Here is a 25,179-nt window from a genome sequence, read left to right as displayed (position 1 = left end):
GCGATTCAAATATTTTAATGGGAAAATTAGGAGGAAATTGAAATTGAATTTAATCGAACAGTATGGATGGAATAGTAAATGGGAAGAAAAGATGTCGAACAAAGGATTAGTAGGTCGAGTTTTACTCGAACATAAGCATTCTTATCGAGTAATTACGAATGAAGGTGAGTGGCTTTGCTCTCTTTCGGGTAGATTTAAGTTTGATCACAACCGTGAAGCCTACCCAGCCGTAGGAGATTGGGTGGTTTTAGAGCAGATGCCCGGAGAAGATAAAGGTATTATTCAACAGGTTTTACCGAGACAATCCCAATTCTCGAGAAAAGTGGCAGGTACAACAACAGAAATCCAATTGGTAGCAGTGAATGTAGACTATGTATTTTTAGTGATGTCACTCAACCATGATTTTAATATAAGAAGGTTAGAGCGCTATCTACTTGCAGCTTGGGATTCTGGTGCTACACCTGTCGTGGTACTAACGAAAAAAGACGCTTGTGAACAGGTGGATTATTTCATCAGTGAAGTCGAAATGATTGCATTTGGCGTAAATGTATTCGCTGTATCTAGTGTCACGGGAGAGGGAATAGATGACTTAGCCGCTCTCCTAGTCAACGGTAAAACGGGGGCCTTACTAGGTTCTTCAGGCGTAGGGAAATCCTCTTTGATCAATGCTCTATCTGGTGAGGATGTAATGGAGGTTAGCGATATTCGAACGGATGACAGTAAAGGACGTCATACAACCACTCATAGAGAGCTTTCCTTATTACCTGGTGGGGGACTATTAATTGATACCCCGGGAATGAGAGAGTTCCAGCTCTGGGATTCTAGCGAAGGTATTAGCAACAGTTTTCAGGATATCGAAGAACTTGCTATCGAATGCAGATTTAGAGACTGCCAGCATAAAAAAGAGCCGGGCTGCGCCATTCAAGAAGCCATTCAAACTGGTTTACTAAAAGAGGATAGATATGTAAGCTATGTAAAATTATTGCGTGAGCTTGCTCATATCGAGCGTAAAAACAACTTAGCTGCTCAAAAAACAGAACGTGATAAATGGAAGCAAGTATCGAAGATCCAAAAAACCAATAAGAGAAGAAAAGTTTAATAGAGGTGCATATGATTCGATTAATTGATCACCAAAAGCATTCTATAGCAGAGGAAATGCTCGAAATACAGCTTCCGGCTTACCGCAAGGAAGCAGAGATTATCGGTTTTGAAGGCATACCACAGCTTAAGGAAACAATCGAGGATATTAAAGTATCTAAAGAGATTTTTATAGGAAAGTATCATATGGAGAAGCTACTTGGTTTTATCTCCTATGAATATGAGGGAGACGTAGTAAGTATTTGTAGGTTAGTTGTCCACCCAAATTATTTTAGAAAAGGGATAGCTTCTGAGTTGCTCCAGCATGTTTTGAGCACTACTTCAAAAGCTGTAAGTATAATAGTTTCTACCGGCGCAAAAAATTTACCAGCTCTTGCTTTGTATGAAAGACATCACTTTTTCAAAGTACAAAATATTGAGGTAGAGCCAACAATTTTTATTACGCAGCTTAAATACAATTCACAAATATAAGAATATAAGTTTTCATTTTGATACACCCTAAAACTACTGACAATAAATGTTGGTAGTTTTTTTGTTTCTTTTATGCTAGGCAAATGAATTGCACAACCAAAAAATTCATTATATAATATAGTCAAAGATAGTCAAAGTCAGTTTTTGTGAGAAGAGGTGAGAGAAGATGAAAAATATATCTGACATTATTGAAGGTTATTTGAAGGCAATTATCGAACAAGAAAGTAGAGGGCAAATTGAAATCAAAAGAAGCGAGATCGCAGAAAAATTTCAATGTGTACCTTCACAAATAAATTATGTAATAAACACCCGATTCACACTGGATCGTGGATATTTGGTGGAAAGTAAACGTGGTGGTGGTGGGTATATTCGAATTCTCCGCGTTCGAGCCCACACAAAAGCTGAATTAATTGAGCATATAATACAAAGTCTGGAAGCAGGAGCATCTGCATCCACTACAGAGGATATTGTTTTTCGTTTATTGGATGAAGAGGTTATTACGAAAAGAGAGGCGAAGATAATTTTAGCAGCTCTAGACAGAACAACTTTAGCCATCCCACTACCAGCAAGAGATGAGCTACGAGCACGTATACTATGTGCCATGCTTTTAACACTAAAATATGAAAAAAGTGAAAATTGAACGGGGTGTTGATAAGGTGATTTGTGAAAATTGTAAACAACGGCCAGCTAAAGTGACGGTTACACAAGTGCATAACGGAGAACACTTTGAAAGACATTATTGTGAGGTCTGTGCCAATAGCCTCCACCCGTTTTATGTTGAATACAAACAAGACCCATTATCTCTTCATCAGCTTCTATCTAATTGGTTTAACCAAGCAGATCAGATAGTTCAACAAAAACAACAAAAAACACTTGAATGTGATGAATGTGGCTGGTCTATTGAGAGATTTCTAGAAGAGGGTAAGTTTGGATGTGCATCATGCTACGAAAGCTTCCGTCCTCATTTACCTCAAGCCCTAAAACGTCTACACAATGGTAACACTACACATATTGGAAAAGCACCAGGGCGACTTGGTGAAAAAATAGCTTTAAAGAAACGAATTGAAGCAATTAGGGCTCAAATGAAGCAGGCAGTTGAGCAAGAGCAATTTGAAGATGCCGCGAAGTTAAGAGACGAAGTTAAAGACCTTGAAAAACAACTTGCCGGAGGAGGTGACGATTCACATGTCGATTGAGAACTTTTTAGATAATTCCAGATCTAGTTGGATGGAAGGGGAAGGAGAGCATTCTGACATCGTGATGAGCACCAGAATTCGCTTGGCGAGAAACCTTAATGGTTTTCGCTTCCCTCTAGCATTTACAGAGGACGAAGCGCATAAAATTGACCAATCTGTATCCTCCACACTGTTAGATGCAGATGAAGAATTACAGAAAAATTTTACATCTGTGCATATTAAAGATGTATCTGAGCTAGGGCGTCAAGTCTTGGTTGAAAAACATTTAATAAGTCCTAAGCTCGCAAATTCACCAAATACGGGATCTGTCCTTTTATCAGAAGATGAGTCTGTTAGTGTCATGGTGAATGAAGAGGACCATATTCGAATTCAATGCCTATTTCCAGGACTCCAAATCCAACAAGCTTACGAACGGGCAGATACAATAGATCGTTTATTAGAAAAGGAATTACCATATGCATTTGACGAACAGTTTGGTTATTTGACAAGCTGCCCTACAAACACTGGAACAGGACTTAGAGCATCTGTCATGATGCACTTACCTGCTTTAACAAAAACAAAGCAAATGAATCGAATCGTAACCATTATTTCTCGGCTTGGTATGGTCGTAAGAGGAATATATGGAGAGGGTAGTGAAGCGCTCGGCAATGTTTATCAGGTATCAAATCAAACGACACTTGGTAAGACTGAGGAAGATATACTTGCTGATCTTCAAAGTATAGCAGAACAAATTATTCAAAAAGAAAGAGAAGCAAGAGACGCACTTTTACAGCACTCCCCAAATACATTGGAGGATCGTCTTTACCGTTCACTAGGAACCTTATCCTATGCTCGTCTAATGACCACAGAGGAGGCGGCAAGATGTCTGTCTGATGTGCGTTTAGGAATAGATATTGGACTTATTAAGGATATAGATATGTCCATCCTAAATGAATGTATGATCTTTATGCAGCCTGGTTTTTTACAAAAGTACGCTGGCACTACTTTAAATGCCACGGAGCGTGACATGTTTCGAGCTAAGCTGTTAAGGGAACGTTTGCAAAAAGGAGAAAAAGATAATACAAAAGGAGAGGAACCTGCATGATGTTTAATCGATTTACGCAAAGATCGCAAAAAGTTTTACAATTAGCTCAAGAAGAGGCTATTCGTTTAAAGCATGAATCTATTGGAACAGAACATATTTTACTCGGTCTTATCCGTGAAGGTAGCGGAATTGCCGCAAAAGCATTAGAAGCAATCGAAGTAGATCCAAAAGTGATAGAGGCAGGGATCGAGGAGCTGGTTGGAACTGGAGCAGAGGAAGTTGGTCCGATTGTTCACTATACGCCTCGTGCTAAGAAAGTCATTGAGCTGTCAGTAGATGAATCAAGAAAACTAGGTCACTCATACATTGGAACAGAACATTTACTTCTTGCTTTAATTCGTGAAGGAGAAGGAGTAGCAGCAAGAGTATTGAACAATGCAGGTGTAAGCTTGAACAAGGCGCGTCAGCAAGTGCTTCAATTATTAGGAAGTTCCGATCAATCTCATAGCAATAGTAATAACAACGGAGTCGCTCCTGCTAGTACACCGACATTAGACGGGTTAGCACGCGATTTAACACAAATTGCAAGAGAAGGTACGCTAGATCCTGTAATAGGGCGTAGCAAGGAAATCACACGTGTTATTGAAATATTAGCTCGTCGTACGAAAAATAATCCGGTCCTAATTGGGGAGCCAGGTGTAGGTAAGACTGCTATTGCAGAAGGTCTTGCACAACAAATCGTACAAAATGAGGTTCCTGAAATTTTAAGAGATAAACGTGTAATGACTTTAGATATGGGTACTGTTGTAGCGGGTACTAAATATCGTGGTGAATTTGAAGACCGTCTGAAAAAAGTGATGGATGAAATTCGCCAAGCAGGAAATGTTATTCTTTTCATTGATGAACTTCATACGTTAATCGGTGCAGGTGGAGCAGAGGGGGCAATTGATGCTTCTAATATCTTGAAACCAGCACTGGCTCGAGGAGAAATTCAATGTATCGGTGCTACTACATTAGACGAATATCGCAAATACATTGAAAAAGATGCTGCGCTTGAACGTCGCTTCCAACCAATCCAAGTTGATGAGCCTTCTTCTGAGGAAGCTGTACAAATTATTTATGGGTTACGCGATCGTTATGAAGCACATCACCGTGTGAAAATTACGGATGAAGCAGTAGAAGCGGCAGTTAAAATGTCTGATCGTTACATTTCAGATCGTTTCTTGCCTGATAAAGCAATAGATTTAATTGATGAGGCAGGTTCTAAGGTTCGCCTTCGTTCCTATACAACTCCTCCTAATTTAAAAGAATTAGAAACGAAGCTAGAGGCTGTTCGCTCTGAGAAAAATGCAGCTGTGCAAAGCCAGGAATTTGAGAAGGCAGCTTCTTTCCGAGATAAAGAACAAAAGATTAAAGATAAATTAGAAACTATGAAAAATACTTGGAAAGAAAAACAAGGAAAAGAAGAGTCAGAGGTTACAGTCGAGGATATCGCTGCTGTCGTTTCGATGTGGACTGGAATTCCTGTTTCCAAGTTAGCTCAAACAGAGTCCGAGAAGTTGTTAAAGCTGGAGGATAAATTACATGAACGTGTAATCGGACAAAAAGAAGCGGTAGATGCTATTTCTCGTGCTATCCGACGAGCTCGAGCGGGCTTAAAAGATCCGAAGCGACCAATTGGTTCATTTATCTTCTTAGGACCTACAGGAGTAGGTAAAACGGAGTTAGCTCGTGCTTTAGCAGAGGTAATGTTTGGAGACGAGGACGCGATGATCCGAGTAGACATGTCTGAGTACATGGAAAAACATTCTACTTCTCGTTTAGTAGGTTCACCTCCGGGGTATGTTGGCTTTGATGATGGTGGTCAGTTGACTGAAAAAGTTCGCCGTAAACCGTATTCTGTAATTTTATTAGATGAAATTGAAAAAGCACATCCAGACGTATTCAATATACTTTTACAAGTATTAGAGGATGGTCGATTAACTGATTCGAAAGGTCGCACAGTCGACTTCCGCAATACAGTAGTGATTATGACATCTAATGTTGGAGCAGATGCACTTAAGTATAATAAACATGTAGGGTTTAACTTACAAGAAGCAGGAAAAACGGATTATAAAGATATGAAAGGAAAAATGCTGGAAGAATTGAAAAAAGCATTCCGTCCTGAATTCTTAAACCGTTTAGATGAAATGATTGTATTCCACTCATTAGAGAAGGAACACTTAAAACAAATTGTGACATTAATGACAGAGCAGCTAGCGAAGCGTTTAAAAGAACAAGGAATAGAGCTAGTACTTACTGAAGCTGCTCAAGATAAAATTACTACAGAAGGCTACGATCCAACATATGGAGCACGTCCGTTGCGCCGTGCATTACAAAAGCATGTGGAAGATCGTCTTTCAGAGGAACTGTTAAAAGGTGAAGTCTTAACGGGTCAGCGTGTAGTATTTGATGTAGAAAATGACGAATTTGTTGTTCGAACAACAGAGCCTGTCACAGAAAGTTAATATTATAGGCATTCCGAGATCACCGGAATGCCTTTTTTTACATAGTGCAACTAAGAGTATGTGAGGTGGCTGAGGAACTGCCTCCTCGCATTTCTCCATTTGCCTGTCGGGGCAGAACAGGCACTTGCGCTTTTCTTATTATAGGAGGATTATATGGCAAAAAAGAAAACGAAATTTATGTGTAACTCATGTGGCTATGAGGCTGCCAAATGGATGGGTAGATGTCCAGGGTGTGGAGAATGGAACACGATGGTCGAAGAGGTAGAGGTTGTTTCTAAGGGGCCTAGACATTCTTTTCAGCATTCCTCTGGAGTCACTCAAAAAGCAACGCCCATTATATCTATTGAAACGATCGATGAGCCTCGTGTACAGACGGATTTAGTAGAATTGAATCGGGTCTTAGGTGGAGGAATTGTGCCAGGCTCCCTAGTTTTAATTGGGGGAGATCCAGGTATAGGTAAATCAACGCTTCTTTTACAAGTTTCTGCACTTCTTGCGAATAAGGGAGAAAGAGTCCTCTACATTTCCGGAGAAGAATCCATCCGCCAGACGAAACTCCGAGCAGAACGTCTAGGAGTTACTTCAAACGAACTTTATATCTATTCGGAAACTAATCTAGAGCTGATAAATGAAACAATCGATCAAGTAAGTCCGCGTTTTGTAATCGTGGATTCTATACAAACTGTGCATCACCCAGAAGTAACGAGTGCACCAGGTAGCGTGTCTCAAGTACGTGAAAGTACTGCTGAGCTGATGCGTATCGCGAAGACTAAAAATATTGCGATCTTTTTAGTTGGTCATGTAACTAAAGAAGGCCAAATCGCCGGACCAAGGATCCTTGAGCATATGGTAGATACGGTTTTATATTTTGAGGGTGAGCGTCATCACAATCATCGTATATTGCGTTCACAAAAAAATAGATTTGGTTCGACTAATGAGATTGCTATTTTTGAAATGGTACAACAGGGTCTAAAGGAAGTACTGAATCCTTCTGAGTTATTTTTGCAGGAGCGTTCTCATGGAGCAGCAGGCTCTGCAATCGTCGCGTCTATGGAAGGGACAAGACCGATTTTAGTAGAGATTCAAGCGCTAGTCACACAGTCGAGCTTTAACTACCCTAAAAGAATGGCTACAGGGATTGACCAAAATAGAATTTCCTTGTTAATGGCAGTGCTAGAAAAACGCATGGGACTGCTACTTCAAACACAAGACGCCTATATAAAAGTTGCCGGTGGAGTAAAATTAGACGAACCTGCCATCGATTTAGCCGTCCTAGTAAGTATTGTCTCTAGTTTTAGAGATATAGGTGTTGCTTCAACTGACTGTTTTATAGGAGAAGTCGGATTAACTGGTGAGGTAAGAAGAGTTTCGAGGATTGAACAAAGAGTGCAAGAGGCTGCAAAGCTCGGCTTTAAACGAGCAATCATCCCAGCATCGAATATGGGAGGCTGGGACTATCCAAAGGGACTTCAGGTCATTGGTGTAGAATCAGTAAATGAAGTGATGAAGGAAGCTTTTTCTTAACTGACTAGTAGGACAAACTACTCGAGGTAATAATAGAGAAGATACGGTGGTGGGGAACTGCCACCTGCTTTCTAAAATACGTATACTTCTGAGTGGTAATGTAAACTATGTATAAGTAAACTTTTGATACTAGTATTGTATTGCTGCATTGGTTAGCCTTACTCATACGTCAAAATAGGCATAGAGCCATAAAAGGAAGTATAATAAAATTTAAACGGAGGTGGAATATTTGTTAAAGTGGATTATTCAAATTGCTTTTGTATTAATAGGTGGTACATTAGGGTTGCTATTCTTACCGCACTTATATGAACTGATTAATTTATCCAACAACTCTTTTATTAACAATGTATATGTTTCTGTATTAATCGGAGCAATCATGCTGTATGTAGCTGCGCTATTTTTAACAGATTATTTAATTCATTTCATTAAATGGATGGAGGAAAGACTATTAAAGGCACCCATTGGTGATTTGTTGTTTGGGACGTTAGGGATGGTCATCGGTTTAATCGTAGCCTTCTTTTTAGGGTCAGCGGTATCGAGTATTGAATTTCCAGTCATTCGGTCTGTTGCTCCAGTTCTATTGACCATCATTTTAGGGTATTTAGGATTCCAGGTAGGTTATAAAAAAAGAGATGAATTGCTACACGTGTTTACTCCATCTTCTAAGCTTCCTACGTTGAAGAAAAAAACAGCAGAGGAAGAAGAACAGGCTCTACCATTGGGGACTTACAAGCTCTTGGACACAAGTGTGATCATTGATGGAAGAATAGCTGATATTTCTGAAACCGGCTTTATGGAAGGGGTACTTGTTGTCCCTCAATTTGTGCTAACGGAGCTTCAGCATATTGCAGATTCTTCTGATACACTTAAACGGACAAGAGGTCGCCGAGGCTTAGACGTTCTAAACAAACTAAAGGATGAAAGAAGTACGGCAGTTTTAATAGTGGAAGAAGACTTTGAGGATGTCCAAGAGGTTGATTTAAAATTGATGCGTCTAGCTAAAAAAATGGGTGGCATAGTAGTTACAAATGACTTTAATCTAAACAAGGTATGTGAGCTGCATCAGGTTCGTGTATTGAATATTAATGATTTAGCAAATGCCGTTAAACCGGTAGTTATTCCCGGGGAAATAATGCATGTAGTTGTGATTAAAGATGGTAAAGAGCATAATCAAGGGGTAGCTTATTTAGACGATGGGACGATGATTGTTGTAGAAGGCGGTAAAGCTTATATCGGACAAGCTATTAATGTAGAAGTGACGAGTGTTCTCCAAACATCAGCAGGACGAATGATCTTTGCGAAACCCCAAGAAACTAAATAAGTAGGAGGGGATGTTTCCTTTGTGGAGCATACCCTTTTTCTTTGTAATATAGGAGGTACGTAAATAATGTTGTATACAGTAATCTTACCTGCCGCGGGGAGTGGCAAAAGGATGGGAGCAGGTCACAACAAACTTTTTATCGAATTAAGTAATATACCAGTTTTAATACATACGCTTAGAGTTTTTGAACAAGACCCTGACTGCGCTCATATTGTATTGGCGATAAAAAAAGAAGAAAAATCATATATAGAACAGCTTCTACAGCAATATTCCATCCAAAAGGTGTCAGCCATTGTAGAAGGCGGTTCTGAAAGACAGCATAGTGTATATGCGGGCTTGAAGGCTAGTCCTGCTAAAGGGATTGTATTGGTGCATGATGCTGCTAGACCGTTCATTCAGCAGGAAGTCATTCATCAGCTAGTCCAAGCAGCTGAAAAATTTGGCTCAGCAGTTGCTGCAGTACGGGCAAAGGATACGATGAAAAAGGTTCACAATGGTATAATACAGGAAACGGTTGATCGAGAGAGTCTTTGGATTATCCAAACACCTCAAGCTTTTCAATATGATGTATTGGAGAAAGCCGAAAGACTCGCTGAGCAGGAATCCTTTTTAGGAACAGACGAGGCTATGCTAGTAGAGAAGCAAGGTGGAAATGTTCACATCGTGGAGAGTACCTATGATAACGTAAAGGTAACCACTCAAGAGGACTTATTGTTAGGAGAAGTAATTTTAAATAAACGAAAGCAGGAGGAAAAATAAATTGTTAAGAATAGGACAAGGCTTTGATGTACATGAATTTGCAGATAACCGCCCATTAATCATAGGTGGGATAACGATCCCTTATGAAAGAGGTTTAATCGGTCACTCGGATGCAGATGTGTTACTCCATACCATTACAGATGCAGCGCTAGGAGCAATTGGAGAAGGAGATATCGGAAGACATTTCCCTGATACGGATCCTGACTTTAAAGATGCAGATTCGGCGAAATTGCTCGAGTATATTTGGAAGCTAGTAGATGCAAAAGGCTATAAGCTTGGAAATGTAGATTGCACGATAATAGCTCAGATGCCTAAAATGGCCCCGTACATAGAGCAAATCCGCTCAAAAGTAGCAGAGCTTCTGCAAGCTGATGTCTCTCAGGTCAATGTAAAGGCAACAACTACCGAAAAGCTAGGGTTTACTGGGCGTGGGGAAGGGATTGCTTCGATGGCAACTATCCTTTTAATGAAAAAAGACTAGCTTTAAAAATGCTACACGCAGTGGTAGAATAGATAAAGTTTACTACTTTAGCGAAACAGGCAACAATCACGTTGTCTATCAACGGTTTAATTCCACTTTCCAGATAACGGTTTAATTTAAACGTAAGATAATTAGGAGGATTTATAATGACACAAGAAGTTCGCGTACGCTATGCACCAAGTCCTACAGGAAATCTTCATATTGGAGGAGCACGTACTGCATTATTCAATTATTTATATGCTCGCCACCATAATGGGAAATTTATCGTTCGTATTGAAGACACAGATATTGAGCGAAATATTGAAGGCGGAGAATTATCACAGCTGGATAACTTAAAGTGGCTAGGAATGGAATACGATGAATCAGTAGATATCGGTGGACCTTATGCACCTTATCGCCAAATGGAGCGATTAGATATTTACACGAAATACGCAGAGGAAATGCTAGAAAAAGGCCATGCTTATAAATGTTTCTGTACTTCTGAGGAATTAGAAGCTGACCGTGAGCAACAAAAAGAAAATGGTGTAGCTGCTCCGATGTATAACGGAAAATGCCGACATCTATCCAAAGAAGAAGTACAAGAGAAGGAAGCGGCAGGAACGCCTTATACGATTCGTATGCGTGTGCCTGAAAATGTAACGTATAAGTTCGACGATTTAGTTCGTGGAACTGTGTCCTTTGAATCCAAAGACGTTGGTGACTGGGTTCTTGTCAAAGCAAATGGCATTCCAACCTATAACTACGCAGTAGTATTAGATGATCACTTAATGGAGATTACGCATGTATTCCGAGGTGAAGAGCATTTATCCAATACTCCAAAACAATTAATGGTATTTGACGTTTTCGGCTGGGAATATCCTAAATACGGGCACATGACGTTAATCATCAACGAAAGCCGTAAAAAATTATCTAAACGTGATGAATCAATCATACAATTTGTAGCACAATATAAAGACCTAGGGTATCTTCCAGAAGCAATGTTCAACTTCTTTGCTTTATTAGGCTGGTCTCCTGAAGGAGAAGAAGAAATCTTCTCTAAAGAGGAATTCATTAAACAATTTGATGTAGCTCGTCTTTCCAAATCACCGTCAATGTTCGATAAGCAAAAACTAACTTGGATGAACAATCAATACATTAAGCAACTTCCACTAGAAAAAGTAGTAGAGCTTGCGTTGCCACATCTACAAAAAGAAGGGCTTCTTCCAGAGGAATTATCTGAGGAGCAACAAGTATGGGCTACAAATTTAATAGGGCTTTACCATGATCAAATGAGCTTTGGAGCAGAAATTATTGAGTTGTCATCATTGTTCTTTAACGACGATGTTGCATATAATGAAGAAGCTCTTGAAGTATTGACTGGTGAACAAGTACCAGAGGTTATGGCTGCCTTTAAAGCACAGTTAGAGGCTCTAGAAACATTTGAACCAGCAGAAATTAAAGCATCGATTAAAGCAGTGCAAAAGGAAACGGGTCATAAGGGGAAAAACCTATTTATGCCTATCCGTGTCGTAACTACTGGCCAAACACATGGTCCGGAATTAGCGGATGCAATTAGCTTAATCGGTAAAGAAAAAGTAATTGCAAGAGTTTCCAAATACGCTAAACAATAAAATTGACTTTTCCACTACAAGGTGTGAAAATGAGTGTAATTCATGAACGAAGTAAAGAAAGCTAAGAAGAGGAGAAGTACGTAACGCAAGTTCCTTAGAGAGGACCATCACCGGCTGAAAGTGGTCTGAACCTATGAGTTATGGAAATGCACCTCGGAGCGCCAAGCCGAACGATTAGTAGGCTGGACGTATCATCTGCGTTAAAGATGTGAAGCGGGAAAGGTGTATATCTTTCCAATCAGAGTGGAACCGCGCAAAACAGCGTCTCTGTCTATATTTATAGACAGAGACTTTTTTTATTGTTTAGGAAATTATAAAATTCTGAACTTGTGGATAAATAGATGTCTAGCTTCAGCGCCTTGCCCCTCGGGGTCAAATGGATAAAAGCTGCGGTGGCTGAGGAACTGCCTCCTCGCTTTTCTCCATTTGCCTGTCGGGGCAAACATAGGCGCTTGCGCTTTTCTTATGGAAAAAAGGAGTGATTATCGTGTTTGAGCGGATGAAAGAAGATATAGAGGTAGTGTTTGAACAGGATCCCGCTGCTACTAGTAAGTTGGAGGTTATATTAACCTATGCAGGCTTACATGCAGTTTGGAGCCATAGGTTAGCACATGTCTTTTATAAAAGGAAATGGTTTTTCCTTGCAAGGCTAATCTCCCAAATCAGCAGGTTCTTTACAGGTATAGAAATCCATCCTGGAGCGGTGATAGGCAGACGCTTCTTCATCGACCATGGTTCAGGGGTGGTTATTGGAGAAACCTGTGAGATAGGAGACGATTGTACGATCTATCAAGGCGTTACCTTAGGGGGAACTGGTAAAGAAAAAGGAAAGCGTCACCCTACTCTTAAGAATAATGTCTTAGTAGCTACTGGAGCTAAGGTGTTGGGGTCTATCACAATCGGTGACAACAGTAAGGTAGGAGCAGGCTCCGTCGTCCTAAAGGATGTACCAGAAGATTCTACGGTAGTTGGCATACCTGGTGTAGTCGTTATTCAAAATGGTAAAAAGGTAAAAAGAAACTTAGATCATCAAGATCTTCCTGATCCATTTGCAGATCGGTGCAAGGAAATGGAAGATAAGATTAAGCAACTACAGGAAGAAATAGTTCGATTGCTAGAGGAAAAGGAGAGAGCCAAACGCCATGACAATTCAAATCTTTAATTCACTGAAACGTGAGAAGGAACCATTTGTGCCAATAGAAGAAGGAAAGGTAAAAATGTATGTATGCGGTCCAACGGTATACAATTACATCCATATCGGTAACGCACGACCGGTTATCGTATATGACACGGTCCGAAAGTATTTGCAATATCGTGGATACGATGTGACATTCGTAAGTAACTTTACTGATGTAGACGACAAGATTATTAAAGCGGCCAACGAACTCGGTGAAGATGTATCAGAGCTTACGGATCGCTTTATTAAAGCTTATTATGCGGACGTAGAGGCACTAGGGTGCACAAAGGCAGACTCTCATCCTCGTGTAACGGAACATATGGATGAAATTATAGATTTTATTAAAGTGCTAGTAGAAAAAGGCTATGCTTATGAATCACAAGGTGACGTTTACTACCGTACGAGAAAGTTTGAAGGGTACGGAAAGCTTTCTCATCAGTCCGTAGACGACTTAAAGGTAGGAGCACGCATTGAGCGTGGAGAGAAGAAAGAAGACGCATTAGACTTCGCTCTATGGAAAGCTGCAAAGCCGGGTGAGATATTCTGGGAAAGTCCATGGGGGCAAGGTCGACCAGGTTGGCATATTGAGTGCTCTGTTATGGCACGTGAGATTTTGGGAGACACAATTGATATACACGCTGGTGGTCAGGATTTAACTTTCCCTCACCATGAAAACGAGATTGCTCAATCTGAGGCTAGGACTGGAAAAACCTTTGCTAGGTATTGGATGCATAACGGTTATATCAATATAGACAATGAAAAAATGTCGAAGTCACTTGGTAACTTTGTATTGGTGAATGACATTCGCAAGCAAATTAACCCGCAAGTGCTCCGATTCTTTATGCTAAGCGTTCATTACCGTAACCCAATTAACTATTCTCAAGAGCTTGTAGAGCAGGCAGAGGCAGGATTAGAACGTATTCGTACTTCATATGAAAATGTACTTCACCGTTTGAATACAACAGCGGATTTAGGTGACCAGCATGATATATGGCTGCACAAAATACAAGAGGTTAAGCAACAATTTGAAACGGCAATGGATGATGATTTTAATACTGCCAATGGGATAGCTGCATTATTTGAATTATCTAAGCTAGCGAATACTTATCTATTAGAAAAGCAAACATCTGAAGAAGTATTAAAACAATTTATTTCCATTTTGGATTTATTAACTGCAGTTCTTGGAATTACTCTTTCAAAGGAGCAAGAGGTGTTGGATGAAGAAATTGATGCGCTTATCGAAGAACGTAACCAAGCGAGAAAAGATCGAAATTTTGCTCGTGCTGATGAAATTAGAGATCAGCTGAAGGAAATGAATATTATTTTAGAAGATACTGCCCAAGGTATCCGATGGAAGCGTGGGTGACCCTCGTGGAATTTAAATTATCTGATGTAAAGCAACTTAACTCTTTAGCCTTAGCTTATTTGGGTGATGCGGTGTTCGAACAAGTAGTTCGAGAACACCTCATCCGCTCAGGGCGGGTTAGACCAAACATCCTTCACAAAGAAGCAACAAAATACGTGTCTGCCAAGGCACAAGCAACAATCGTTAAAGAAATGTTAAACACTAATTTCTTAACTGAGGAAGAAGAGGCTGTCTTAAGAAGAGGAAGAAACGCCAAATCTGGAACGGTTCCTAAAAATACAGACGTGTTGACGTATCATTACAGTACAGCGTTTGAAGCTGTTATTGGTAGCTTATACTTAAGTGAGCAAGCAGATCGTTTGCAAGAGGTGCTGCGATTTTCCATTGAATTTATCGATGGGCAAAAGGGAGAGAAAAAATAATGATAGAGAAATCCGAACAAACTGGTAAAATTATTGCTGGTAAAAATCCAGTCGTAGAAGCACTGCGCTCTGGAAGAGACATGAATAAGGTCTGGATAGCTGAAGGTATTCAAAAAAGTGGTGTTACAGAAATCATACAATTGGCGAAGGAAGCAGGAATTATCGTTCAGTTTGTCCCAAAGAAAAAGCTGGATAATCTAACCGATGCAAATCATCAAGGGATTGTAGCTTCAGTTGCTGCTTACAAATATGCAGAATTAGATGATTTATTTAATCTAGCTGCAAGTAAAAAAGAGGATCCACTTTTTATCATTTTAGATGAAATTGAGGACCCACATAACCTAGGTTCTATTATGCGTACTGCGGATGCAGTAGGAGCACATGGTATTATCATTCCGAAGAGAAGAGCTGTTGGGTTAACAGCAGTAGTAGCCAAAGCATCTACAGGTGCAATTGAGCATGTGCCAGTTTATCGTGCCGGGAACTTGGCTCAAACAGTGGACGAGCTTAAAGAACGCGGAGTGTGGATTGCAGGAACAGATGCTGCGAAGTCAACAGATTATAGAAACATGGATGCTACCCTCCCGTTAGCACTCATTATTGGAAGTGAAGGAAAAGGGATGAGTCGATTATTAAAAGATAAATGCGACTTTCTTTACCATTTGCCGATGGTTGGTCATGTAACTAGCTTGAATGCGTCCGTTGCTACGTCAATCCTTCTATACGAAGTTTTGCGCGTAAGAAACCCGCTTAAACAATAAAATCATGCAGATTCTACTTGTCGATGGTTATAATATCATCGGCGCATGGAGCGAGTTAAGAAAACTAAAAAATGATAAATTACTAGATGCTAGAGATAGACTAATCGAGCAAATGGCAGAATATAAAGCATTTACTGGTATACGAGTAATTGTAGTGTTTGATGCCCACCTAGTACCGGGTATAGAAAACAAAAAGAAACAGTATGATGTGGAAATTATCTTTACAAGAAAAAATGAAACAGCAGACGAACGAATTGAAAAGATGACTCGGGAGTTAAGTGGTAGACGCGTACAAATTTATGTTGCTACCTCTGATATGACAGAGCAACGAGTCATATTTGGACAAGGTGCGCTAAGAAAATCTGCAAGAGAGTTAGAAATTGAAATGATTTCTATTTCCTCGAATATTACGAAAAAAGTGAAGAATATCCAAGAAGCTAAGCCGTCTTCGACCATTGATTTATCAGAAGAAGTAGCGGAAATTTTCGAAAAATGGCGAAGAGGAATGAAATGACTCATTGACGCTATAAAATTGAATCCTGTATACTGATGGTAAATATGTCTAATTTAGCTGAGGTGACTTCATTGGAAAAGACAGAGCTGAATCTACAACAATTGGATAGTTTACTAGATGAAGAGCTTGTAGAAATGGTTCATCAAGGAAACACCGAAGCGCTAGATTATTTAATAACGAAATACCGTTCATTTGTGAGAATGAAAGGTAGATCCTATTTTTTAATAGGTGCGGATAAGGAAGATATACTTCAAGAAGGAATGATTGGACTATATAAGGCGATTCGTGATTTCAAAGAGGAAAAGCTTTCTTCTTTTAGGGCATTTGCTGAATTATGTATTACAAGGCAGATCATTACTGCTATTAAAACAGCTACCAGGCAAAAGCATATTCCGCTCAATTCATATATTTCCTTGGACAAGCCGATCTATGATGAAGAATCAGACCGTACACTTATGGATATTATCGCAGGATCTGTGGTAGACGACCCAGAGGAGTTAATCATAAACAGAGAAAACTATGATTACATGGAAGGTAAAATGGGTGAAATTTTAAGCGAGCTTGAGCAGCAGGTGCTCTCCTTATATCTAGACGGCCAATCCTATCAAGAGATATCCGAGGAATTGAATAGACATGTTAAGTCTATCGATAATGCCTTGCAAAGAGTAAAGCGTAAGCTAGAGCGTTATATGGAGATTGGAAGTAATTATGCATAATTTGGGATTTTGTTGACACAGTAAGTCTAAGGTGATAATCTTGAAAAAGACTTATACACCAAAAAGGTGAGATTATGACTAAAAAAATCGTCTTGAGTTGCGTAGAATGTGGTAATCGCAATTATACAGTTCCAGCGTCTAAAGATAGCGGTTCTGTTCGTATAGAGAGAAAAAAATACTGCACGCATTGTAATGCTCATACAGTACACAAACAAACATTATGAGTATGTAAGAAGATAGATATTCCATGTGGAGGTTCAACTAAATGGCTAATATTAGTGGGTTTTTTAAAAACGTAGGGTCAGAAATGAGAAAAGTAAGTTGGCCAAAACGCAAAGAGCTAACACGGTACACAATCATTGTGCTTGCAACAGTAGCGGTAATGGCTGTATTCTTTGCAGTAGTGGACTTAGGTATTTCTGAATTGTTCCGTTGGTACTTGGAGTTATAAGTTTGTAGCATGTAAATATCTGAAAATAGCCCGTCTTAGTCAACGAACGGGTTTTTTCATTTGTCTTAGAAAAGGAGGGAAGGACGTCTAGTCCTGACACTATGGAAAAAAATTGGTATGTCGTTCATACGTACTCTGGGTATGAAAATAAAGTAAAAGCAAATTTAGAAAAGCGTGTAGAAACAATGGGGATGTCTGACAAGATATTCCGAGTGTTCATCCCGGAACAAGAAGAAACAGATTTTAAAGATGGAAAAAAACGTGTGGTTACAAGAAAAACATTCCCTGGGTATGTTTTTGTAGAGTTAATCATGACTGACGACGCTTGGTATGTAGTACGTAACACACCAGGAGTAACTGGATTCCTAGGTTCATCAGGTGGAGGGACAAAGCCTACACCGCTTGCTCCAGAAGAGGTTCAATCTATGCTGAAGCAAATGGGTATGAACGATCGCAAAGTCGAGGTAGATTTCTCAGTTGGAGAATTAGTAGAAGTACTAGAAGGGCCATTTGCTCATTTCCAAGGTAAAGTAGAAGCAATCGAGGCAGAAAAAGGAAAAGTTACTGTTTCTATAGATATGTTCGGACGCGAAACGAATATGGAGCTAGATTTCGAACAAGTAATTAAAGTATAATTTATACTTGCTAAAAAAATGGATAAGTGGTATCATTTCAAAGGTCAGACTGAAAAAAAGTCTGCATGAATTTTCTAAATGTTATCAGCGCAGAGCTGAGAGACAGATATTTGAGTGGGAGGGGCAACCCAATTACCACATCACGGACTTAAGGAGGTGTGTCTCGTGGCTAAAAAAGTGATTAAAGTTGTTAAATTACAAATTCCTGCTGGTAAAGCTAATCCAGCTCCACCGGTTGGTCCTGCATTAGGACAAGCGGGTGTTAATATCATGGGATTCTGTAAGGAGTTCAACGCACGTACTGCTGATCAAGCAGGTCTAATCATTCCGGTTGAAATTTCTGTATTTGAAGATCGTTCTTTTACTTTCATTACAAAAACTCCGCCGGCAGCAGTGTTACTTAAAGTAGCAGCAGGAATTCAATCTGGATCAGGTGAACCGAACCGCGTTAAAGTGGCGACAGTTAAACGTGAAAAAGTTCGCGAAATCGCTGAACAAAAAATGCCAGATCTAAACGCTGCATCTGTTGAAACAGCTATGTTGATGGTTGAAGGTACAGCACGTAGCATGGGTATTACGATCGAAGACTAATACTTTATGTGATTTTGATATGAAGCAATTGTTTTTTGGAAGGTTGTAGTTGTTCCGTAGAATAACTGCAACCTTTACACGTGGGAGGTTTATTCCGCTAAAACCACTATCAAGGAGGACATTTTAAAATGGCTAACAAAGGTAAAAAGTTACAAGAAGCTGCTAAATTAGTTGACAAAAATACTACGTATTCAGCTAAAGAAGCAATTGAACTTGCTAAAAAAACTAGCACAGTTAATTTTGATGCAACAGTTGAAGTTGCTTTCCGTCTAGGAATTGATACTCGTAAAAACGACCAACAAATCCGTGGAGCAGTAGTACTTCCAAACGGAACTGGTAAAACTCAACGCGTATTAGTTTTTGCTAAAGGTGAAAAACTTAAAGAAGCTGAAGCTGCAGGTGCAGACTATGTAGGTGACGTGGAATATATCAACAAAATCCAACAAGGATGGTTTGACTTCGATGTAATCGTAGCTACTCCTGACATGATGGGTGAAGTTGGTAAAATCGGTCGAGTACTTGGACCAAAAGGTTTAATGCCAAACCCTAAAACTGGTACTGTTACATTTGATGTTACTAAAGCGATTGAAGAAATTAAAGCTGGTAAAGTAGAATACCGTGCTGACAAAGCAGGGATTATTCATGCACCTATCGGAAAAGTTTCTTTCGAAGACGACAAATTAGTAGAAAACTTCATGGCAGTATTTGAAGTAATTCAAAAAGCTAAACCAGCTGCATCAAAAGGTGTTTACATGAAATCTGTAAATGTAACAACTACAATGGGCCCAGCTATTAAAGTTGACGCTCAATCAGTAAAATAATAATTGACAACCTATAGTCTATCTGATAAGATGACTTTTGTTGTGTAATATACATTTGTACCGAAGACAGTAGGAGTGACTTGTCACTTAATATCCTACCGAGGACACGTAAATTCAGATTCTAATTAGATGATGACTTTCTGCCTCTGTGTCTATCCGTAGATCAGAGGCTTTTCTTTTGTCGGTATAAATGGCCAATTCTTATAGGAGGTGCCAAGATGAGCAAAGCAATCGAAACAAAAAAAGTAATTGTAGACGATATCGCTGGTAAATTTAAAGCTGCTGCTTCAGTAGTAGTTGTTGATTACCGTGGTTTAAACGTTGCACAAGTTACGGAATTACGTAAACAACTTCGTGAAGCTGGCGTTGAGTTCAAAGTTTATAAAAACTCACTTACACGTCGTGCTACTGAAATCGCGGGTGTTGATGCGATCAACGAATTCTTAGTTGGACCAAATGCTGTTGCATTCTCTAACGAAGACGTAGTTGCTCCTGCAAAAATCATCAACGATTTTGCTAAAAAGAACGAACAATTAGAAATTAAAGCAGGGATCATCGAAGGTAACGTATCTTCAGCTGAAGATGTAAAAGCACTTGCAGAACTTCCATCACGCGAAGGTCTTCTTTCAATGCTTTTATCTGTACTTCAAGCTCCAGTGCGCAATTTCGCACTTGCAACAAAAGCTGTTGCAGAACAAAAAGAAGAGCAAGGCGCATAATTCATTATGCAACTCTTCGACAAAAAACCGGCTAATAGCCTAACATACCCAATAATAGGAGGAAAATAAAATGAATAATGAGCAAATCTTAGAAGCTATCAAATCAATGACAGTTCTTGAATTAAACGACTTAGTAAAAGCAATCGAAGAAGAATTCGGTGTTACTGCTGCTGCACCTGTAGCTGCTGCAGCTGGTGGCGGTGCTGCTGCTGCTGAAGAGCAAACTGAATTTGACGTAATCCTTGCATCTGCAGGCGACCAAAAAATCAAAGTAATCAAAGTAGTTCGTGAAATCACTGGTCTTGGCTTGAAAGAAGCTAAAGAAGTAGTAGATAACGCTCCTAAAGCTATTAAAGAAGGCGTATCTAAAGAAGATGCAGAAGCTATGAAAGCTCAACTTGAAGAAGTAGGCGCTAACGTAGAAGTTAAGTAATTTCTGGTACAACTCGGGGAAAAAGCTCGTCTATATACGACGGGCTTTTCTTCGTATGTATGATGGAGGGTTAAACGGTGTCTGAACATTATTATTCTAGAAAACCTCAAACGGAAAGTAAGCCTCAACATTGGAATTTTAAATTACTTGGTCATAATTTTCGGTTTGAAACAGATGCTGGTGTATTTAGTAAGAGCGAAGTAGATTTTGGCTCCCGTGTATTAATTGATGCTTTTAGTGCCCCAGATCTCGAAGGAGATATATTGGATGTGGGCTGTGGGTACGGTCCAATTGGACTTGCCGTTGCAAAAGCAAATGAAGAAAGAACAGTTCATTTAGTAGATGTTAACACACGTGCAATCCAACTTGCAGTAAAAAATGCGGCTGCTAACGGGGTACAAAATGTGCGAATCTATGAAAGTGATGGGTTGTCAGCAGTGGAAACTGCAAACTTTGCGGCTATTATAACTAATCCACCTATTCGTGCTGGAAAAGAGACTATATTTCGTTTCTATAAGGATTCCTATGAAAAATTAGTTTCAGGGGGAGAATTGTGGGTTGTAATTCAAAAGAAACAAGGGGCACCATCTACTTTTAGTTTTTTAGAAGAGATTTTTGGTCAAGTAGAAGTTGTGAACAAAGAAAAAGGTTATTGGATTATAAAAGGTACAAAAGATTGACTTGACAAAATCGCTATGATATTATAATAAAATGCAAAAATATTATTTTGAGGACTTATGCCCTTTTGTATAAAAGCTATACTTTATGGGTATACTGGCCGAGAAAAGTTTGGTGAATCAAAAATGAGCTCTTATTAAGAACTCGTTTTCTTTTTGTCTTTCGATATCATACACCAAAATGTCTATATCGAAAAGACCTAATATCGCTTTAATTGAGGGGTGAATGAGTTGACAGGTCAACTAGTTCAGTACGGACAACACCGCCAGCGTAGAAGTTTTGCGCGTATTAGTGAGGTGCTAGAGTTACCGAATCTTATTGAGATTCAAACAGCATCTTATGAATGGTTCCTTGAAGAAGGTTTACGTGAAATGTTTAAAGATATTTCACCAATCGAGGATTTTACAGGCAATCTATCATTGGAATTTGTCGACTATAGTTTGAATGAACCAAAGTATTCAGTCGATGAATCAAAAGAACGTGACGCAACATACGCAGCACCACTACGCGTAAAAGTACGTCTTCATAACAAAGAAACGGATGAAGTGAAGGAACAGGATGTCTTTATGGGTGATTTCCCACTAATGACAGAAACCGGAACTTTCGTAATTAATGGTGCTGAGCGAGTAATCGTATCTCAGCTAGTCCGTTCACCAAGTGTATACTTCCATGACAAAACTGACAAAAATGGTAAAAAAGGCTTTGGTGCTACAGTTATTCCTAACCGTGGTGCATGGCTGGAATACGAGATTGATGCAAAGGACGTAGTCTATGTTCGTATTGATAGAACTCGTAAATTACCAGTAACTGTTTTACTTCGTGCTTTAGGTTTCGGTTCAGATCAAGAAATCATTGATTTAATCGGTGACAATGAGTATTTACGTAACACGCTTGAAAAGGACAATACAGAAACTACTGAAAAAGCGTTATTAGAAATCTATGAACGCTTACGTCCTGGTGAGCCACCAACAGTGGAAAGTGCAAAGAGCTTGCTATACTCTCGCTTCTTTGACCCAAAACGCTATGACTTAGCTAATGTTGGTCGTTACAAAATGAACAAAAAATTGCATATTAAAAATCGTTTATTTAACCAAACGGTAGCAGAAACGCTAGTGGATCCTGAAACAGGTGAAATCTTAGTTGAAGCTGGTACGCTGATTGATCGTCGTGTATTAGACAGACTGATTCCACATCTGGAAAACGGAATTGGCTTTAAAACATTCTCTCAAGTAGGTGGAGTGTTAGAAGACGATATTACGGTTCAATCGATTAAAATTTATGCGCCAAATGATGAAGAGCAAAAAGAAATTAACGTAATTAGTAATGCGTATGTGGAAACAGAAGTTAAAAACATTACGCCTGCTGACATCGTTTCATCTATTGGTTACTTCTTTAACCTATTATTCAACGTTGGAAACACAGATGATATTGACCATCTTGGTAACCGTCGTTTACGTTCAGTTGGAGAGTTACTGCAAAACCAATTCCGTATTGGTCTTTCTCGTATGGAACGTGTAGTTCGTGAGCGTATGTCTATTAACGATACACAAGCAATTGTTCCACAACAGCTGATAAATATTCGTCCAGTTATTGCATCTATCAAGGAATTCTTTGGTAGCTCGCAGTTATCTCAGTTCATGGACCAAACAAACCCACTTGCAGAGTTGACTCATAAGCGTCGTCTATCTGCTTTAGGACCCGGTGGTTTAACGCGTGAGCGTGCAGGGTTCGAAGTACGTGACGTTCACTACTCTCACTATGGTCGTATGTGTCCGATTGAAACTCCTGAGGGACCAAACATTGGATTAATTAACTCACTTTCCAGTTTTGCGAAAGTAAATAAATTTGGATTTATCGAAACACCATACCGTCGTGTGGATCCTGAAACAGGTCTTGTGACTTCTCGTATTGACTACCTAACAGCTGATGAAGAGGACAACTACGTTGTTGCGCAAGCAAACTCGCCATTATCTGAAGATGGTGCTTTCAAAAACGAAGAAGTAGTTGGTCGTTTCCGTGGAGATAACACGGTATTTAGAAGAGATCAAATCGATTACATGGACGTTTCGCCGAAGCAAGTAGTTTCTGCAGCGACAGCATGTATTCCTTTCTTAGAAAATGATGACTCTAACCGTGCCCTAATGGGAGCGAACATGCAACGTCAAGCGGTTCCTCTTTTAAACCCAGAAGCTCCGTTTGTCGGAACTGGTATGGAACACGTCAATGCACGTGACTCTGGTGCAGCGGTTATTGCGAAATATCACGGTATTGTAGAACACGTAGAAGCGAAGGAAATTCGCGTGCGTCGAATTGAAGAAGTGGACGGAAAAGAAGTTAAAGGTGACTTAACAACTTATAAAGTACACAAATTCGAGCGTTCTAACCATGGTACATCTATTAACCAACGTCCAATTGTTAAAGTTGGAGATCGTGTTAAACCTTTAGATATTCTTGCAGATGGTCCATCTATGGAACAAGGAGAGCTTGCACTAGGACGTAACGTACTAGTAGCCTTCATGACATGGGACGGATACAACTACGAGGATGCTGTAATTATGAGTGAACGTCTTGTGAAAGATGATGTCTATACTTCTGTGCATATAGAAGAATACGAATCAGAATCACGTGACACGAAGCTTGGGCCAGAAGAAATCACTAGAGATATTCCAAACGTCGGAGAAGATGCATTACGTAACTTAGATGACCGTGGGATTATCCGTGTTGGTGCAGAAGTAAGAGACGGAGATATTTTAGTTGGTAAAGTAACACCTAAAGGGGTTACAGAACTTACTGCTGAAGAACGTTTACTTCATGCTATTTTCGGTGAAAAAGCGCGTGAAGTTCGCGATACATCTCTACGTGTACCTCATGGTGCAGGCGGAATTGTATTAGACGTTAAAGTCTTCAATCGTGAAGATGGCGATGAGTTATCACCTGGCGTGAACCAATTAGTACGTGCTTATATCGTTCAAAAACGTAAAATCTCTGTAGGGGATAAAATGGCCGGACGACATGGTAACAAAGGGGTAATCTCTCGTATCCTACCGGAAGAAGATATGCCTTTCCTTCCAGACGGAACACCAGTAGATATTATGTTAAATCCACTAGGGGTACCTTCTCGTATGAATATCGGGCAAGTATTAGAGCTTCACTTAGGTATGGCTTCTAGACTTCTTGGTGTACACATGGCTTCACCAGTATTTGATGGTGCCAACGAGGAAGATGTTTGGAACACAATGGAAGAAGCAGGCTTAAACCGTGATGGTAAAACGACTCTATATGATGGTCGTTCAGGTGAACCATTTGATAACCGCGTATCTGTAGGGGTTATGTACATGATCAAACTTGCCCACATGGTTGATGATAAGCTTCATGCTCGTTCAACAGGACCTTATTCACTTGTTACGCAACAGCCTCTTGGAGGTAAAGCGCAATTCGGTGGACAACGTTTTGGGGAGATGGAAGTATGGGCACTAGAAGCTTATGGTGCTGCTTATACATTACAAGAAATCTTAACAGTTAAATCTGATGACGTGGTTGGACGTGTGAAAACATATGAAGCGATCGTTAAAGGAGAAAGCGTTCCTGAACCAGGTGTTCCTGAATCATTCAAAGTATTGATTAAAGAACTTCAAAGTTTAGGTATGGATGTTAAGATGTTAACGATTGACGAAGAAGAAATTGAACTTCGCGATTTAGATGAAGATGACGATATTCCGGCAGCTGATGCACTTGGTTTATTACCACTAGCTAATGAAGAAGAGCCAGTTGGAAACTTAGAGTAAGGCAAAGCAGGAATAATTGATTAGATAAAAAATCGGACAGGTGATGCCTGTCCGTATTTCCGTATTAAATTGCATGATGCAGAGCTACTTGGAAGGTCTTTCTAAAGACTCAAGACTAA

General features: G+C 39.7%; 26 protein-coding genes and 2 other annotated features. All 26 genes read left to right on the top strand.

Going from position 1 to position 25,179, the window contains the following annotated elements; all coding sequences use genetic code 11:
* Positions 1-37 precede the first annotated feature (37 nt).
* Positions 38-1,099, top strand: coding sequence for a ribosome small subunit-dependent GTPase A (gene rsgA, locus MKY09_RS18605; RefSeq protein ID WP_342567291.1), 1,062 nt, complete (start codon positions 38-40; stop codon positions 1,097-1,099).
* 11 nt (positions 1,100-1,110) lie between these two features.
* Positions 1,111-1,569 (top strand): GNAT family N-acetyltransferase, encoded by a 459-nt coding sequence (locus MKY09_RS18600; protein ID WP_342567290.1) that lies wholly within the window; start codon positions 1,111-1,113, stop codon positions 1,567-1,569.
* A gap of 166 nt (positions 1,570-1,735) precedes the next feature.
* Complete coding sequence (locus MKY09_RS18595) at positions 1,736-2,209, top strand: CtsR family transcriptional regulator (RefSeq protein ID WP_169359399.1); 474 nt, start codon at positions 1,736-1,738, stop codon at positions 2,207-2,209.
* Between the two features lie 16 nt (positions 2,210-2,225).
* Entirely contained in the window at positions 2,226-2,765 is a 540-nt protein-coding gene (locus MKY09_RS18590; RefSeq protein ID WP_169359398.1) for a UvrB/UvrC motif-containing protein, read from the top strand.
* Complete coding sequence (locus MKY09_RS18585) at positions 2,755-3,849, top strand: protein arginine kinase (protein ID WP_298474074.1); 1,095 nt, start codon at positions 2,755-2,757, stop codon at positions 3,847-3,849. The genes MKY09_RS18590 and MKY09_RS18585 overlap by 11 nt, the downstream gene beginning before the upstream one ends.
* Positions 3,846-6,296 (top strand): ATP-dependent Clp protease ATP-binding subunit, encoded by a 2,451-nt coding sequence (locus MKY09_RS18580; protein ID WP_169359396.1) that lies wholly within the window; start codon positions 3,846-3,848, stop codon positions 6,294-6,296. Before MKY09_RS18585 ends, MKY09_RS18580 begins: the two co-directional genes overlap by 4 nt.
* 153 nt (positions 6,297-6,449) lie before the next feature.
* Positions 6,450-7,820, top strand: a complete 1,371-nt coding sequence (gene radA, locus MKY09_RS18575) for a DNA repair protein RadA (protein WP_169359395.1) — start codon at positions 6,450-6,452, stop codon at positions 7,818-7,820.
* A gap of 229 nt (positions 7,821-8,049) precedes the next feature.
* Positions 8,050-9,141, top strand: a complete 1,092-nt coding sequence (locus tag MKY09_RS18570) for a PIN/TRAM domain-containing protein (RefSeq protein WP_342567289.1) — start codon at positions 8,050-8,052, stop codon at positions 9,139-9,141.
* A gap of 66 nt (positions 9,142-9,207) precedes the next feature.
* Positions 9,208-9,900 (top strand): 2-C-methyl-D-erythritol 4-phosphate cytidylyltransferase, encoded by a 693-nt coding sequence (ispD, locus tag MKY09_RS18565; RefSeq protein WP_342567288.1) that lies wholly within the window; start codon positions 9,208-9,210, stop codon positions 9,898-9,900.
* A 1-nt stretch (position 9,901) separates the two neighbouring features.
* Positions 9,902-10,381 (top strand): 2-C-methyl-D-erythritol 2,4-cyclodiphosphate synthase, encoded by a 480-nt coding sequence (gene ispF, locus MKY09_RS18560; RefSeq protein WP_342560053.1) that lies wholly within the window; start codon positions 9,902-9,904, stop codon positions 10,379-10,381.
* 146 nt (positions 10,382-10,527) lie between these two features.
* A complete protein-coding gene (gene gltX, locus MKY09_RS18555; protein WP_169359391.1) occupies positions 10,528-11,991 on the top strand; it encodes a glutamate--tRNA ligase in 1,464 nt (487 codons plus the stop codon).
* A gap of 54 nt (positions 11,992-12,045) precedes the next feature.
* Positions 12,046-12,263, top strand: a binding site (T-box leader).
* A 215-nt stretch (positions 12,264-12,478) separates the two neighbouring features.
* On the top strand, positions 12,479-13,153 hold the full coding sequence (gene cysE / locus MKY09_RS18550; protein ID WP_169359390.1) for a serine O-acetyltransferase: 675 nt from the start codon (positions 12,479-12,481) through the stop codon (positions 13,151-13,153).
* Positions 13,134-14,534 carry a cysteine--tRNA ligase gene (gene cysS, locus MKY09_RS18545; RefSeq protein WP_342567287.1) on the top strand — a complete coding sequence of 467 codons (1,401 nt, stop codon included), beginning with the start codon at positions 13,134-13,136 and terminating at the stop codon, positions 14,532-14,534. Before cysE ends, cysS begins: the two co-directional genes overlap by 20 nt.
* Entirely contained in the window at positions 14,519-14,956 is a 438-nt protein-coding gene (locus MKY09_RS18540) for a Mini-ribonuclease 3 (RefSeq protein WP_342567286.1), read from the top strand. The genes cysS and MKY09_RS18540 overlap by 16 nt, the downstream gene beginning before the upstream one ends.
* Positions 14,956-15,717 carry a 23S rRNA (guanosine(2251)-2'-O)-methyltransferase RlmB gene (gene rlmB / locus MKY09_RS18535; protein ID WP_342567285.1) on the top strand — a complete coding sequence of 254 codons (762 nt, stop codon included), beginning with the start codon at positions 14,956-14,958 and terminating at the stop codon, positions 15,715-15,717. Before MKY09_RS18540 ends, rlmB begins: the two co-directional genes overlap by 1 nt.
* 4 nt (positions 15,718-15,721) lie before the next feature.
* Positions 15,722-16,231 carry an NYN domain-containing protein gene (locus MKY09_RS18530; RefSeq protein ID WP_298472443.1) on the top strand — a complete coding sequence of 170 codons (510 nt, stop codon included), beginning with the start codon at positions 15,722-15,724 and terminating at the stop codon, positions 16,229-16,231.
* Between the two features lie 44 nt (positions 16,232-16,275).
* A complete protein-coding gene (gene sigH / locus MKY09_RS18525) occupies positions 16,276-16,947 on the top strand; it encodes an RNA polymerase sporulation sigma factor SigH (RefSeq protein WP_169359385.1) in 672 nt (223 codons plus the stop codon).
* A 74-nt stretch (positions 16,948-17,021) separates the two neighbouring features.
* Positions 17,022-17,171, top strand: coding sequence for a 50S ribosomal protein L33 (rpmG, locus tag MKY09_RS18520; RefSeq protein WP_298472447.1), 150 nt, complete (start codon positions 17,022-17,024; stop codon positions 17,169-17,171).
* Positions 17,172-17,212: 41 nt separating this feature from the next.
* Positions 17,213-17,398, top strand: coding sequence for a preprotein translocase subunit SecE (secE, locus tag MKY09_RS18515; protein WP_169359383.1), 186 nt, complete (start codon positions 17,213-17,215; stop codon positions 17,396-17,398).
* Positions 17,399-17,499: 101 nt separating this feature from the next.
* On the top strand, positions 17,500-18,033 hold the full coding sequence (gene nusG / locus MKY09_RS18510) for a transcription termination/antitermination protein NusG (protein WP_169359382.1): 534 nt from the start codon (positions 17,500-17,502) through the stop codon (positions 18,031-18,033).
* A gap of 165 nt (positions 18,034-18,198) precedes the next feature.
* Positions 18,199-18,624, top strand: coding sequence for a 50S ribosomal protein L11 (gene rplK / locus MKY09_RS18505; protein ID WP_169359381.1), 426 nt, complete (start codon positions 18,199-18,201; stop codon positions 18,622-18,624).
* A 128-nt stretch (positions 18,625-18,752) separates the two neighbouring features.
* On the top strand, positions 18,753-19,445 hold the full coding sequence (rplA, locus tag MKY09_RS18500) for a 50S ribosomal protein L1 (RefSeq protein WP_169359380.1): 693 nt from the start codon (positions 18,753-18,755) through the stop codon (positions 19,443-19,445).
* A gap of 42 nt (positions 19,446-19,487) precedes the next feature.
* Positions 19,488-19,631, top strand: a sequence feature (ribosomal protein L10 leader region).
* A gap of 32 nt (positions 19,632-19,663) precedes the next feature.
* Entirely contained in the window at positions 19,664-20,164 is a 501-nt protein-coding gene (gene rplJ / locus MKY09_RS18495; RefSeq protein ID WP_169359379.1) for a 50S ribosomal protein L10, read from the top strand.
* Positions 20,165-20,234: 70 nt separating this feature from the next.
* Positions 20,235-20,597 carry a 50S ribosomal protein L7/L12 gene (rplL, locus tag MKY09_RS18490; RefSeq protein ID WP_169359378.1) on the top strand — a complete coding sequence of 121 codons (363 nt, stop codon included), beginning with the start codon at positions 20,235-20,237 and terminating at the stop codon, positions 20,595-20,597.
* 77 nt (positions 20,598-20,674) lie between these two features.
* The gene (locus tag MKY09_RS18485; RefSeq protein ID WP_169359377.1) at positions 20,675-21,277 is read left to right on the top strand and encodes a class I SAM-dependent methyltransferase; all 603 of its coding nucleotides are present in this window, start codon (positions 20,675-20,677) and stop codon (positions 21,275-21,277) included.
* Positions 21,278-21,505: 228 nt separating this feature from the next.
* A complete protein-coding gene (gene rpoB / locus MKY09_RS18480) occupies positions 21,506-25,060 on the top strand; it encodes a DNA-directed RNA polymerase subunit beta (RefSeq protein ID WP_169359376.1) in 3,555 nt (1,184 codons plus the stop codon).
* Positions 25,061-25,179 lie beyond the last annotated feature (119 nt).

Source organism: Psychrobacillus sp. FSL K6-4046, from assembly GCF_038624605.1.
GTDB lineage: Bacteria > Bacillota > Bacilli > Bacillales_A > Planococcaceae > Psychrobacillus.
The sequence above is the reverse complement of the archived record's forward strand: the minus strand, read 5'-3'. Positions and strand labels throughout refer to the sequence as shown.

What these genes read in the sequence shown, in the direction of transcription:
- MKY09_RS18600 (WP_342567290.1), top strand. Translation starts at nt 1,111, where the DNA reads ATGATTCGATTAATTGATCACCAAAAGCATTCTATAGCAGAGGAAATG.
- MKY09_RS18595 (WP_169359399.1), top strand. Translation starts at nt 1,736, where the DNA reads ATGAAAAATATATCTGACATTATTGAAGGTTATTTGAAGGCAATTATC.
- MKY09_RS18585 (WP_298474074.1), top strand. Translation starts at nt 2,755, where the DNA reads ATGTCGATTGAGAACTTTTTAGATAATTCCAGATCTAGTTGGATGGAA.
- MKY09_RS18580 (WP_169359396.1), top strand. Translation starts at nt 3,846, where the DNA reads ATGATGTTTAATCGATTTACGCAAAGATCGCAAAAAGTTTTACAATTA.
- radA (WP_169359395.1), top strand. Translation starts at nt 6,450, where the DNA reads ATGGCAAAAAAGAAAACGAAATTTATGTGTAACTCATGTGGCTATGAG.
- ispD (WP_342567288.1), top strand. Translation starts at nt 9,208, where the DNA reads ATGTTGTATACAGTAATCTTACCTGCCGCGGGGAGTGGCAAAAGGATG.
- gltX (WP_169359391.1), top strand. Translation starts at nt 10,528, where the DNA reads ATGACACAAGAAGTTCGCGTACGCTATGCACCAAGTCCTACAGGAAAT.
- cysS (WP_342567287.1), top strand. Translation starts at nt 13,134, where the DNA reads ATGACAATTCAAATCTTTAATTCACTGAAACGTGAGAAGGAACCATTT.
- MKY09_RS18540 (WP_342567286.1), top strand. Translation starts at nt 14,519, where the DNA reads ATGGAAGCGTGGGTGACCCTCGTGGAATTTAAATTATCTGATGTAAAG.
- rlmB (WP_342567285.1), top strand. Translation starts at nt 14,956, where the DNA reads ATGATAGAGAAATCCGAACAAACTGGTAAAATTATTGCTGGTAAAAAT.
- MKY09_RS18530 (WP_298472443.1), top strand. Translation starts at nt 15,722, where the DNA reads ATGCAGATTCTACTTGTCGATGGTTATAATATCATCGGCGCATGGAGC.
- sigH (WP_169359385.1), top strand. Translation starts at nt 16,276, where the DNA reads ATGTCTAATTTAGCTGAGGTGACTTCATTGGAAAAGACAGAGCTGAAT.
- rpmG (WP_298472447.1), top strand. Translation starts at nt 17,022, where the DNA reads ATGACTAAAAAAATCGTCTTGAGTTGCGTAGAATGTGGTAATCGCAAT.
- secE (WP_169359383.1), top strand. Translation starts at nt 17,213, where the DNA reads ATGGCTAATATTAGTGGGTTTTTTAAAAACGTAGGGTCAGAAATGAGA.
- nusG (WP_169359382.1), top strand. Translation starts at nt 17,500, where the DNA reads ATGGAAAAAAATTGGTATGTCGTTCATACGTACTCTGGGTATGAAAAT.
- rplA (WP_169359380.1), top strand. Translation starts at nt 18,753, where the DNA reads ATGGCTAACAAAGGTAAAAAGTTACAAGAAGCTGCTAAATTAGTTGAC.
- rplJ (WP_169359379.1), top strand. Translation starts at nt 19,664, where the DNA reads ATGAGCAAAGCAATCGAAACAAAAAAAGTAATTGTAGACGATATCGCT.
- rplL (WP_169359378.1), top strand. Translation starts at nt 20,235, where the DNA reads ATGAATAATGAGCAAATCTTAGAAGCTATCAAATCAATGACAGTTCTT.